This window comes from Azospirillum sp. B21 (assembly GCF_008364825.1).
In the GTDB taxonomy this organism is placed as follows: Bacteria; Pseudomonadota; Alphaproteobacteria; order Azospirillales; family Azospirillaceae; genus Azospirillum.
In genome coordinates this window covers 1-11,739 of record NZ_VTTO01000041.1, presented here as the reverse complement: position 1 = coordinate 11,739, position 11,739 = coordinate 1, and the positions used below count along the sequence as shown (strand labels likewise).

Annotated in this window: 9 protein-coding genes and 1 pseudogene; all 10 read right to left on the bottom strand. The window is 65.3% G+C overall.

The annotated features are described in order from the left end of the window. Window positions 1-56 precede the first annotated feature (56 nt). Entirely contained in the window at window positions 57-3,029 is a 2,973-nt protein-coding gene (locus tag FZ983_RS33665; protein ID WP_098734506.1) for a Tn3 family transposase, read from the bottom strand. A gap of 147 nt (window positions 3,030-3,176) precedes the next feature. Further along, window positions 3,177-4,205 (bottom strand): CDF family Co(II)/Ni(II) efflux transporter DmeF, encoded by a 1,029-nt coding sequence (gene dmeF, locus FZ983_RS33660; RefSeq protein ID WP_098734487.1) that lies wholly within the window; start codon window positions 4,203-4,205, stop codon window positions 3,177-3,179. A gap of 197 nt (window positions 4,206-4,402) precedes the next feature. After that, the gene (locus FZ983_RS33655) at window positions 4,403-4,669 is read right to left on the bottom strand and encodes a metal-sensing transcriptional repressor (RefSeq protein ID WP_098734486.1); all 267 of its coding nucleotides are present in this window, start codon (window positions 4,667-4,669) and stop codon (window positions 4,403-4,405) included. A 90-nt stretch (window positions 4,670-4,759) separates the two neighbouring features. Next, a complete protein-coding gene (locus FZ983_RS33650; RefSeq protein WP_280177178.1) occupies window positions 4,760-4,939 on the bottom strand; it encodes a helix-turn-helix domain-containing protein in 180 nt (59 codons plus the stop codon). A gap of 32 nt (window positions 4,940-4,971) precedes the next feature. Then, window positions 4,972-5,685, bottom strand: coding sequence for an MgtC/SapB family protein (locus FZ983_RS33645; protein ID WP_098734485.1), 714 nt, complete (start codon window positions 5,683-5,685; stop codon window positions 4,972-4,974). After that, the gene (locus tag FZ983_RS33640; protein WP_098734484.1) at window positions 5,675-7,096 is read right to left on the bottom strand and encodes a cation diffusion facilitator family transporter; all 1,422 of its coding nucleotides are present in this window, start codon (window positions 7,094-7,096) and stop codon (window positions 5,675-5,677) included. Before FZ983_RS33640 ends, FZ983_RS33645 begins: the two co-directional genes overlap by 11 nt. A 23-nt stretch (window positions 7,097-7,119) precedes the next feature. Continuing rightward, a complete protein-coding gene (locus FZ983_RS33635) occupies window positions 7,120-8,427 on the bottom strand; it encodes a nitrate/sulfonate/bicarbonate ABC transporter ATP-binding protein (RefSeq protein ID WP_098734483.1) in 1,308 nt (435 codons plus the stop codon). A gap of 14 nt (window positions 8,428-8,441) precedes the next feature. Beyond that, window positions 8,442-10,202, bottom strand: a complete 1,761-nt coding sequence (locus tag FZ983_RS33630; RefSeq protein WP_098734482.1) for an ABC transporter permease subunit — start codon at window positions 10,200-10,202, stop codon at window positions 8,442-8,444. Between the two features lie 470 nt (window positions 10,203-10,672). Next, window positions 10,673-10,906 (bottom strand): annotated as a pseudogene (locus FZ983_RS34950) (hypothetical protein); the annotation flags it as partial. Between the two features lie 41 nt (window positions 10,907-10,947). After that, window positions 10,948-11,526: a recombinase family protein gene (locus tag FZ983_RS33620; RefSeq protein WP_098734481.1), complete on the bottom strand. Its 579-nt coding sequence runs from the start codon at window positions 11,524-11,526 to the stop codon at window positions 10,948-10,950. Window positions 11,527-11,739 lie beyond the last annotated feature (213 nt).

Sequence of the window (11,739 nt, the reverse complement as noted above, 5' to 3'; positions counted from 1 at the left end):
GGGGTCACTACACGAAAGTGATCAGATTGTCCGGGATGTAGGAACGAAAATAGAACTTATGCTGCGAGCAGGGACTGCAATCTCCGCAATGGCCTGAGGCCGGCTTCTGGAAGGGGTTCGGCTCCCCAGACATAGTCACCGGTGAGGCCGATATGCTCCCATCCCAGAGGCGCCACATGCCGCATCAACTCGGGGGTTACGCCATGCCCTTGGCTTGCCAGTTCGGCGAAGGCAGCTTCGAGATAGCGTGTGTTCCACAGGATGATAGCGGATAGCAGCAGGTTCAGCCCCGATGCCCGGAAGACCTGGTTTTCGAAGCTGCGATCGCGCATCTCACCCAGGCGATTGAAGAAGATTGCCCTGGCCAGGGCGTTCCGAGCCTCTCCCTTGTTGAGGCCGGCGTTGGCGCGCCGGCGGAGGGCGGGATCACGCAGCCACTGTAAGGTGAACGCGGTCCGCTCGACACGGCCGAGTTCTCGCAGAGCCAGGGCCAAGCCATTCTGGCGCGGGTAAGCCGAGAGCCGCCGCAGCATGGCCGAGGCCGTCGCGGTGCCCGAGCGGATCGAGGTCGCCAGTCGCAACAACTCCGTCCAATTGGCCGTGAGGTGCTCGATGTCGATGGTTCCGCCAACCAAGGGCCGCAGAATGTCGGGTGCTTCCCGACCGGGCAGCAGGTAAAGCCTCCGGTCCTTCAAATCGCGTATGCGCGGGGCGAAACGGAATCCGAGCAGGGCACACAGGCCGAAAACGTGATCGCTTGCGCCTCCGGTGTCCGTGTAGTGCTCCTCGATGTCCAAGCCGCTCTGGTGATGGAGAAGGCCGTCGATGACATGCGGTGCCTCGCTGGCGGTCGCTGCGATCACCTTGGTGTGGAAGGGGCCGTACTGATCGGAGATGTGGGTGTAGAAGGCGATGCCCGGCTCGTTGCCATGATGGGCGTTCACATCGCCGACGGCTTCGCCGCGGCCGCCAGCACGGTAGAATTGCCCATCGGAGGATGACGTGCTGCCGTCACCCCAGACGGCAGCCAACGGCAAGGCTCGATGCGTGTCGATGATGCGGGCGAGCGCCACCATGTAGGTATCGTAGCGGATGTGCCAGTCGTGCATCCAGGCCAGTTGCCGCATGGATGCCCCCCGGCAGGCTTCGGCCATCCGGGACAGCCCGAGGTTGATGCCATCAGCCAGCACAGCGGTCAGCGTTGCCGCCCTGTCGTCGGCGGGACGGCCGCTCCGTTGGTGCGTGAAGCAGCCGGAGAAGTCGGTCCAGCCATCCACTTCCAGCAGAAGATCGGTGATCTTGACCCGTGGCATGAGATCGTAAGCTCGGCGGCCGAGCTCTTCGGCCTCCGGTGGGGTCGTGTCCCGGATCGGCGTGATGCGGAGTTCGCCGTCGGACAGGTCAACGTCTTCAAGCAACCCCTTTTCGGCAAGGCCGGCCACCTCGGCGGCGATCCGGTCGAGTTCCGCGCCTCTTTCAGCAAGGTGACCGTCGGCGTTGCGTGGAACGGCCACGGGCAACGCCCCCTCCTCGTGAAGGATGTCGAAGGTCGGACGCGGCATGAGGCAACTCTCGAAGTCCCGGTACTGGCGGCTCCCCTCCACCCAGACGTCGCCCGCCCGCAACCGGTCACGCAGTTCGGACAGCGCGCAGATTTCGTAAGCTTTCCGGTCGATGCCCTCCTTCTTGATGACGAAGGGGCGCCAGGAGCGTCGGATGAAGCCGGTCGGTGGCTTCTCGGGCAGAGTGCGGCGCCCGGCGGCGTACACGACGCGAATGGTATCGAGCGCCCGCAGCAACGGCGTCACCGATGGACTGCCGAGAAAACTGAAACGGTTGAGGAGAGTGGGGGCAAAGGCTCGAACGGTCGCGTAGCGGCCAAGCATCTCGGTGCGCAGGTCAGCGATCTCCGGCTTCGCAAGGGCTTCGCTGTCGGTGACGCATTTCATGAAGCGGAACCAGCCGACCCCCTGGTCGACGGCCTCGTAGGGATCGGCGCCGGCCTCCCGCGCGCCAATCACCGCCTTGCACGCGGTCAGCAGCACGCGCAGTTGGGTCTGGGTATCGCGAACGGAACGCAGGGTGTTTTCGGCTGTCCGACGCTCGGCCTTCCGCGCCAGACTGCCGATCAGCTTGTCGAACATCGACAGGGTGACATCGGTTAGATCCATCTCCAGGCGGATCGCAGTGGCCGTGAGCACAGCACGCCGGCGCGACGTCGCCAGATCCTGAAGATGCTGCGGCGTCATCCGCAGGCCTTCGGCCGCGAGCCGCTCGAACGCGACCTCCGGCACGCGAGCGCGCAGCGACCGGTCGATGCCGAGTTCCTTCAAGGCAGAAAGGCGCTCAATGACCGCCAGCATGTTGCGGGCGGTTGGAGCCGCCGGCACCCGACGCAACCAAGCGAGCATGGTCGTTTCGGTGTCGGCCTGCAGGGTCAGCAATCGGTCCAGCGCGTCGGTTGTCCGCTGGTCAACACCATCGACAAGGGCACGGTGCAGAATTCGTTCGGCCCGGCCACGAGCCTGATGGAGCATCAGTTCCAGGATCGCCGCAGAAGGGATCAGGATGCGACGGCGGCGGAACTCATCGATCAGGGTGGTCGCCAGAATGATCGGGTCCCGTGCGATCTGTGCTTTGGAGGTCAGCCAAGCGGCAAGATCGCGAAAGAGGGTTCGATCAAAGGCACGGTGGCCGGTCCGTGCCATGATCGCGGCAACCTGCTCGCGCCGGTTCTGGTCACGTCGGCTGTAGGCGATGAAATCGTCAGGCTTGGCGCCCACCTGCCGGGCGACGAACGCCAGCAGCGCGATGGGAGGGCGCTCGTCCGGCCCAGGAATCCGCCCAGGATGATGGAGATAACAGAGCAGAATGGCACAGCCCAGGCGGGTGTGCGCCGTGCGCCGGAGGGTGACGATGTCGAGATCGTCCCTGCTGAGCGTATAGTGGCGCACCATCGCGCGTTCGTCGTCCGGCACTGCCAGGAGCCTTACCCACTGGTCTTCGGTCAGCAACCGCCGACGCGCCATTCTCCAATCTCCCATTGCGTCTTTTTCAGAGGAGAATAGTCATACGACTCCAAGGCTGGGGTACCGCCACAGGAAGGGCGAGAATATACGTTGAGCAGACAAAATCAGAACCCTGTGGGCGATTCGGCGGCCACAGGATCGGCGGTATCACGTTGCGTGGCGATGGGGATGATGGTCATGGCCAGAGTCGGAGTGGCTGTCTCCACACTGTACCACCTCCACCGTGACGTGGCTGAGGCCGTGCAGGTGGGCCAGTCCCTCCTTGTATGCGGCCACCGGCTTGGGGTGATCGGATACCAGGGCGACGATGGCAGCCATATGGCCCGGTCCCACCCGCCAGAGGTGGAGATCGGTCACCCGGTCGCCGTCTGTCTCCAAGGCCGTACGGACAGCCGCAGCCAATTTCGGGTCCGGCACTGTGTCGAGCAGCACCGCCCCGGCGTCGCGGATAAGACCATAGGCCCAGCTGAGGATGACCGCGGTACCGACCAAGCCGACGATCGGGTCCATCCAGGTCCAGCCGAACAGGCCGGCCGCCAGAAGCCCCAGGATGGCGAGGACCGAGGTCGCCGCGTCGGCCAGGACGTGGATGTAGGCCGACCGCATGTTCAGGTCGTGGGCATGATGACCACCATGCCCATGCACATGTCCGTGAACATGATGGTCACCATCATGATCCTCGTGGTGGTCATGATGGTGCTCGTGCCCATGGTGATGGTGCTCGCCGCCCAGCAACCATGCGCTTCCAAGGTTGACCGCAAGGCCCAGAACAGCGATGGCGATGGCCTCGCCGTAGGCAATGGGCACTGGGTTTGCGAGGCGCTCCACGCTCTCGTAACCGATCAATAGGGCGATCATCGCCAGGATGATGGCGGAGGCAAAGGCGGCCAGTTCGCCCAGCTTGCCGGTGCCGAAGGCGAAGCGCACGTTGCGAACATGACGGCGGGCGTAGAGGTAGGCGAGCGCCGAGATGCTGAGCGCGGCCGCGTGGGTGGACATGTGCCAGCCGTCGGCGACCAGGGCCAGTGAGCCGAACACCGTGCCGCCGACGATCTCACCGACCATCATGACCAGAGTCAGCGCGACCACGATCCAGATGCGCCGCTCGTTGCGGCCGTGATGCTCGCCGAGGAACTCATGCTGATGAGTCCACGGGGCAATGGATTGGGAGTGCATGGGGTCGGTCCTAATGAAGCAGGGAAGGACGGGTCCAGAGTTCTACTGTCAATCTGGCTTCGCCTTCCGAAACGTCAGGGTGGTGAAACTGGAAAATAGCCAACCCCGCATCGCGGGCATGGGCCTTCGGTTCGCCACGCCTCACCAACTCGTTAAAAGCGCGTTCAACAGCGGCACGGCAGCACATAGGCAGCCTCCTAGAGATACTTGGCAAGCTCACGAAGCTTGGACAGCCGATCGCGGTCCTCGCGAGGAATGGGGCCGACGATCTCTTCGAGATGATGGTCGATGTGGTCGAGGATCAGGACGCTCTTTGCCTTCTCCAAGGCCTTGATGACCGCTTGAAGCTGCTGGGCGATGTCGATGCCATCCCGTCCCTCCTCAACCATGCGAGTGATGGTGGCGAGATGGCCTTCGGCCCGGCGCAAGCGGTTCTTCAGATCGGGATTGTTAGCATGGCTCATGGTGTTGACCTATCCCCCTGGAGGGGATAAGTCAACCGTGTGTTATTGAAGGCCGGGGAGCAGCGGAGCAGGAAATCGACGTAGGGCCAATCAGGAATCGAAGGCAGCAGCCTTGGGGGTTTGAAGGGCAAACGCTCGGTACAGCGTTGATGCGTGGACGTTGAGAATTCGCGCCGCTTCGCGGGGAGATCGCCCTTCATCGACCAAGCGCCGAGCGAGAGCTATCTGGTAAGCGGTCAACTTCGGCGGCCGGCCGAACCGTAGGTCCAATCAAATGAGCTTGCCTCCAGCATCGCCTCCAATCACGTTGTCGTACTGACAGTCCATGTAGCGCTTTTGATCCCTGGCGTTTTCTCCAGGTTCAGAACAGCGCGGTCAAGCTCGCCGGGATTGGCGGTGGTGGGGACGAGCACGGCCGCCAGTTCCACCTGTTCCTCGCTTTCGGACAGCAGCTCGATGTCGCGGATCGGATAATCGAGAGCCTCCAATTCGCTGGCGAGCGCATCGCGGACATCCGAAAGCCCATCCGGGTCGGCGACGACATGCACCCGGTAGAGCGCCTCGGTCACCCGCTCGTCGATGGGCAGACGGTTGACGTAATTCACCAGCGGCCGCAGCAGCGTGTTGCCGGCCAGCACGAAGAAGGTCAGCATCACCGCCTCAAGCGGCAGGCCACAGCCCGAACAGGCCCCCACCGCCGCCGAACACCACAAGGTCGCCGCGGTGTTCAGGCCCCGGACGTTGGTTCCTTCCTTCATGATGACGCCGGCACCGAGAAAGCCGATGCCGGACACGACATAGGCGACGATCCGCGTCGCCCCCTCAGGCCCCAGCAGCCGCATGCCGATCTCGGCGAAGGCGGCGGCCCCAACGGCGACCAGCACGTTGGTGCGCAACCCGGCGGTCCGCTGCCGGTACTGACGCTCGAAGCCGATCAGCGCCCCCAGAATGAAGGCGAGAGCGAAGCGGATGAAGGTGGTGGCCGCGACGGCGGCGTCGGACAGGTCAAGCTGCATCCGTCGCTCTCCCGCCCCGCGGCTTGTCCACCGCCTGCCCGTCATCGTGATCGGGTTCGGAGTGGCCGATGACCCGAACAATGTCCGGCCAGCGGCTGCGCAGGTCGCGCTCCAGGGTGTCGATTGCGTCATGCACCGCCACGACGGTCGTTCCCGGCGCCACATGGCTGTGGAACGTCACCACCAGACCGGCGGCGCTCCGGCGAACCCGCAGATTGTGGACATCCCGCAGAGGACCGGTCACCGGAAGGGACGCGGAGAGATGCGCCGCGATGGCCCCCAACAGCTTGGGTTCGGCATCCACACCGGTCAGGCCGCTGTCCTGCAACGGCTCGATGTGGCTTTCGACCTCGATGTCCGTTCCCAGTTCATCCCGGATGGAAGCCTCAAGCCGCGAGGACAGCGCATGTGCTGCCTCGATCGGCAGCGAGCCGTCGACTTCCAGGTCGAAGCCCACCGCAAGACGTCCATTCACCCGCTGGACAGTGACGTGGTGAACGGCCAGCCCCAGCCCGGCCGCGCGCACCACCACACGATCCATCACCGTCTCGTCGTCGAGCGCCAGCGGATGCGTGGCGACGGACACCTCGGCCTCCGGCATCTCCGTCCGGACAGCTTGGATTGCCTGCTCGCGAAGTGCCGCTGCGGCATCGAGCGACAGAGTCCGCCCAACCAGAAGGTCGAGGTCGACGAACAGCACACTGCCGGCCGGACGGACCCGCACTCGCTGGACCCCGGCGATGCCCGGCAGGTCCCTCACCACCGCCTCGACCCGCTCCGCCGTGCCGGCCGGCGCCGCATCGATCAGCGTGTCGATGGTCCGCCGGCCAAGCTGGTAGCCGGCATGGCAGACGAACACCGACACGCCGATGGCCGCCAGGGCGTCGCCCTTGGGATAGCCGAGCCACACCAGCCCCAGCCCGACCAGCACCACCGCCGAACTCAGGATGTCGGAGGAAAAATGCAGCGCGTCGGCTTCCAATGCCTGACTGCGGGTATCCTTGGCGACACGCGCCAGTTCGCGGGCGCGGTAAGCGTCGACGGCGATGCAGACTACCACAACCGCGACCGACCACCAGGTCGCCTCGACCTCCACCCCGCCGTCGATCAGCCGGCGGATCGCCTCATAGGCGATCCAGCCGCTGGTCAGGAACAGCAGCCCGGTCTCCGCCAGGGCGGCGACACTCTCGATCTTGCCGTGGCCATAGGGGTGCTCGGCATCCGCCGGCTTGTCGCTGACCCGCACGGCGAACCACGTCATCACCGTCGCGCCAAGGTCGAGCAGGCTGTGCAATCCCTCCGACAGCAAGCCGAGACTGCCGGTGGACAGCCCGACCCCGAACTTGCCCACCGTCATCGCCCCGCTCGCCAGGATGGAGCCGAGCGCCACTGTTTCCTTTTCACTGCTCATTCTTTTCTCCCCCGGCACGGCGGTCAGTCCGCGTCCTCGAACGCGAAGGTCTCGGTTTCGTCGTCGTAGGTGAACAGCTCGGCATAGCGCGCCCAACTGGTGACCGCCTTCAGCGTCTCCTCGGCATAATCCACGCTCATGAAGGGGGTGAGCTCGGCCCGGATGCGGCTGCTCGGCACCCGCTGCACCGCCGATTGCTTTAGCAGGCCGTGGATATGGGCGGCCAGCGGCACGTAGCGGATCAGATGCTCCGCGAACAGCTGCTTGCGATCCTCCAGGCCGGAGTCGGCGAACAGCCGGCCGGGCTCGGTCAGATGGATGTCGCCTTCCGCCACCTCTGCCAGACCGAGCATCTGCAGCGTCTCAGCGATCGGGAACAGGTCGTCGATCTCGTGCTGCAGCGCACCAGCCAGATGCGGCAGGTCGGCCTTGCCGTGATAGGCCGGCGAAGCCAGCGTCTCCAGCAGGCCGGCCAGCAGGTTGGTCGACACATGCTCCAGCGGCACGGCATGAGCCGGAGGCTGCTTCGCCGCCGGCGACGGCGCCACCAGCGGCTTGCGCGCGGTCATCCTGCCATAGATGTCGTCCACCATGGCGCGGAACTGCGGGTCCAAGCGATTGCGCGGGTGGGGGATGTCGACACGGATCTCCGCCGCCACCCGTCCGGGGTTGGAGGAAAAGACCAGGATGCGGTCGCACATCAGCACCGCCTCCTCAATGTTGTGGGTGACCATCAGGATCGACTTGGTCGGCAGCCGCAGCTCCATCCACAGGTCGAGCAGGTCGGTGCGCAGCGTCTCCGCCGTCAGCACGTCCAGCGCCGAGAAGGGCTCGTCCATCAGCAGGATTTCCGGATGGACCACCAGCGCGCGGGCGAAGCCCACCCGCTGGCGCATGCCGCCGGACAGCTCCTTGGGATAGGCGGATTCAAAACCGGACAGGCCGATCAGGTCGATGGCCTCCTCGGTCCGCGCCTCGGCCTCCCGGGCCGGCACGCCCTTGGCCTTCAGGCCGGCCATGACGTTTTCCCAAACCGTCAGCCAGGGAAACAGCGCGAAGGTCTGAAAGACCATCGCCACCCCGTCGGTTGCACCGGTGACCGGCTCGCCATGATGACGGACGGAGCCGCCGGTCGGCTTCACCAGCCCGGCGACGATGCGCAGCAGGGTCGACTTGCCGGAGCCGGAGCGGCCGAGCAGCCCGACGATCTCGCCGTCGCGCAAGCTCAGGTCGACGTTGTCGAGCACGACGTAATCCTGCCCCGACGGCTTGGCATAGGCCTGACGGACGCCGCTCAGTTCGAAGAGGGTGGTGTTGCGGGTGTTCAGCATGGGCGGGGTCCTCCTCAGGCGAGGCGCAGGCGGCGCTCGGCGAACGCATAGAGCGGACGCCACAGCAGGCGGTTGAACAGGATGACGAACAGCGACATGACGGCGATGCCCAGCACGATCCGCGGATAGTCGCCGGCCTCGGTAGCCTGGGCGATGTAGCTGCCCAGCCCGTGGGCGGTCAGCCGGGTGTCGCCCCAGTTCACTGCCTCCGCCACGATACTGGCGTTCCACGAGCCGCCGGACGCGGTGACCGCCCCGGTGACGTAGTAGGGGAAAACGCCCGGCAGCATGACGTCGCGCCACCATTGCCAGCCGCGGATGCGGAAATTGGCCGCCGCCTCCTTCAGGTCGCTGGGGAAGGCGGTGGCCCCGGCGATGACGTTGAACAGGATGTACCACTGGGTGCCGAGGATCATCAGCGGGCTGAGCCAGACATCCGGGTTCAGATCGAAGCGGACGATGACGACCACCGCGACCGGGAACAGCAGGTTGGCCGGGAAGGCGGCGAGGAACTGGGCCGCCGGCTGGACTCTCTCCGCCAGCCGTGGCCGCAGCCCGATCAGGACGCCCAGCGGCACCCAGACCAGCGTCGCCACCGCGATCAGCACGATCACCCGCAGCAGCGTGGCACCGCCGAGCAGCAGCACGGTGCCGACATCACCCCAGCCGACGCCGGACGCGACGAAGGCGATCATCAACCAGCCGGCCCACAGGCCCGTCCCCGCCAGCAGCAGATACCAGACCATGTCGACTGCCCGGGACGGCACGCGGTCGAGCAGGTTGCCGACCGAGCGGAGGCTACCCGCGGCACCACCCGACAGACCGCCGGACGGCAGGCGCAGCCAGACCAGCCGATCGAACAGGCGGTCGAACGGCGCGAAGACGGCGCGGAAGAAGCGGGTGCGCTGGAACAGGGTGAGCAGCCAGGAGTCCGGGACCTCCTGCGCCCCGGTCAGCTCGACCCGGAACTTGTCGGCCCAGGCGACCAGCGGGCGGAACAGCAGCTGGTCATAGGCCAGGATGACCAGCAGCATCGCCAGCACCGCCCAGCCGACGGCGTCCAGACGCTGCCCGTCGATGGCCTTGGCAAGGTAGGAGCCGATACCCGGCAGCGTGATGGTACGGTCGCCGACAGTGATCGCCTCCGACGCGACGACGAAGAACCAGCCGCCGGACATCGACATCATCATGTTCCACACCAGACCTGGGGCGGCATAGGGCGCCTCCAGCGTCCAGAAGCGCTGCCAGCCGGAAAAGCCGAAGCCGGTCGCCGCCTCGTCCAGGTCGCGCGGCACGGTGCGCAGCGACTGGTAGAAGCTGAAGGCCATGTTCCAGGCCTGGCTGGTGAAGATGGCGAAGATCGCCGCGCATTCCGCCCCCAGCACGCTGCCGGGGAACAGCCCCAGGAAGAAGACGACGGTGAAGGAGATGTATCCCAGCACCGGCACCGATTGCAGCACGTCGAGCACCGGGATGAGCAGCATGCCGGCCCGCCGGCTCTTGGCCGCCAGCGTGGCATAGGTGAAGGTGAAGAGCAGCGACGCCGCCATCGCCGCCAGCATCCGCAGGGTCGAACGCAGGGCGTATTCCGGCAGCATCCAGGGGTCGAGCGTGATCGGCACCTCTTCGACGCTGCCCAGCGGCAGGGCCATCTGGTGACCGCCGATTGCGAGCAGCGCCAGCAGGCCGATGACCAGCGGCAGGGCGACGACGTCCCACCGGTTCGGTGCGGCGTCGGCCGCCTTCACCGAGATGTTCGTATTGATCCAGACCATGACACACCATCCCGCGGCCCCCGAACGGGGCCGGCCGGCAGACAAAACGGGTCCGGCGCCGCAAAAGCGCCGGTGGGGATTCAGGCGGAGTGGATGGGGGTCAGCGACTTGGCGGGCGCAGGTCGCCCGTCACGGAAAAGCACCGGCGCCCGGCAGGCTGGCGGTGCACGGAAATCCGACTGGTGAGGAACTTCACCATGGTCTACCTCTGATCGGCCCGACGACGCCGAACCGCGGGCGGACCCATGCGATAGGTCAGCCCGCGATCGACGTCGTCAGGAGTATGTGAGTAGATCGACTACTGGGGCTGTCCATCTCTTGCCTTCTCGGTCCTGCCTCCGGTTCCCAAGGGAAAGCGGAGCGACCGATCATGCGGTGACGATGCCGCCCCTCTACTCCCACCGCTCGGCCGGGTCAAGAGGCATAAGCGCGGCTATGCGGCTCTTCAAAAAAACGTCATGTTTCATTGTTTATGGAGAGATTGAAGAGTCTTCCGCACCACCTCCTCTCCCCTCCCACGCACGTTTCACGACGGCGGCGACGGTGTTCTTGCTGAGGCCCAGTTCCCGGCCGAGCAGACGATAGATGCGCCCTTGGGCGACCAAAGCCAGCACCTTGGGCACCAGCCGATCCGACTTTGGCCGCTGTCCGGGCTGGCGGCCGAGCCGCTTCCCTCTGGCTTTGGCTGCGGCATGACCGGATCTTGGGGGACCGGCAACAGTGGAACAGAAAATCGGCATAGGTATTAGGAACCGGTCAAGGCATCGTTGGGCGACTGTGGGGCAAATGCCCGGTACAGCGTTGATGGGTGGACATTGAGAATTTGGGCCGCTTCGCGGGGCGACCTCCCTTCGTCGACCAGTCGCCGGGCAAGAGCGATCTGGTCGGCGCTCAGCTTCGGCGGCCGGCCGAACCGAACACCGCGCGCTTTGGCCGCAACGCGGCCCGTACCGGTACGCTCGGCAATCAGGGCACGCTCGAACTCGGCGATGCCAGCGAACACAGTCAGAACCATGCGACCGGCCGGCGAGGTGGTGTCGGCCCATGGCTCGGCGAGCGAGCGGAGTCCTGCACTGGCCCTCTCAAGCTGCTCCGCAATATCGAGAAGGTCACGGGTTGACCGGGCCAGCCTGTCGAGGCGCGTGACCGTCACAACATCATTAGCCCGGAGCTGGTCGATCAGCCGGGCAAGCTGTGGCCGGTCGCGCTTCGCACCGGAGACCTTCTCCTCATAGATCCGCTGACAGCCGGCCACCTGTAGTGACGCCCGCTGCTGCGAAAGATCCTGGTCGTCGGTGGAGACACGCGCATAGCCGATGAGCATGGGGCCTCCGTCGCAAAAGGCGTCGCGAAATTGTTTCCTTTCGCGACAGACTTTTGCAACATCAAAATCCCTTGAGTATCCATCCGGCGCCCGGGTGTCGCAAAACTTAGGAGTTTTGCGAGGCAAGTAGCCGGCACAGGAACGCTGCACGGCTCATGTTCTCAAGGCGTTCTTACATCCCGGACAATCTGATCACTTTCGTGTAGTGACCCC

Coding starts and splice junctions, on each gene's coding strand:
- FZ983_RS33655 (WP_098734486.1), bottom strand. CDS start 4,669: ATGAGCCATGCTAACAATCCCGATCTGAAGAACCGCTTGCGCCGGGCC.
- FZ983_RS33635 (WP_098734483.1), bottom strand. CDS start 8,427: ATGCTGAACACCCGCAACACCACCCTCTTCGAACTGAGCGGCGTCCGT.
- dmeF (WP_098734487.1), bottom strand. CDS start 4,205: ATGCACTCCCAATCCATTGCCCCGTGGACTCATCAGCATGAGTTCCTC.
- FZ983_RS33640 (WP_098734484.1), bottom strand. CDS start 7,096: ATGAGCAGTGAAAAGGAAACAGTGGCGCTCGGCTCCATCCTGGCGAGC.
- FZ983_RS33630 (WP_098734482.1), bottom strand. CDS start 10,202: ATGGTCTGGATCAATACGAACATCTCGGTGAAGGCGGCCGACGCCGCA.
- FZ983_RS33620 (WP_098734481.1), bottom strand. CDS start 11,526: ATGCTCATCGGCTATGCGCGTGTCTCCACCGACGACCAGGATCTTTCG.
- FZ983_RS33665 (WP_098734506.1), bottom strand. CDS start 3,029: ATGGCGCGTCGGCGGTTGCTGACCGAAGACCAGTGGGTAAGGCTCCTG.
- FZ983_RS33645 (WP_098734485.1), bottom strand. CDS start 5,685: ATGCAGCTTGACCTGTCCGACGCCGCCGTCGCGGCCACCACCTTCATC.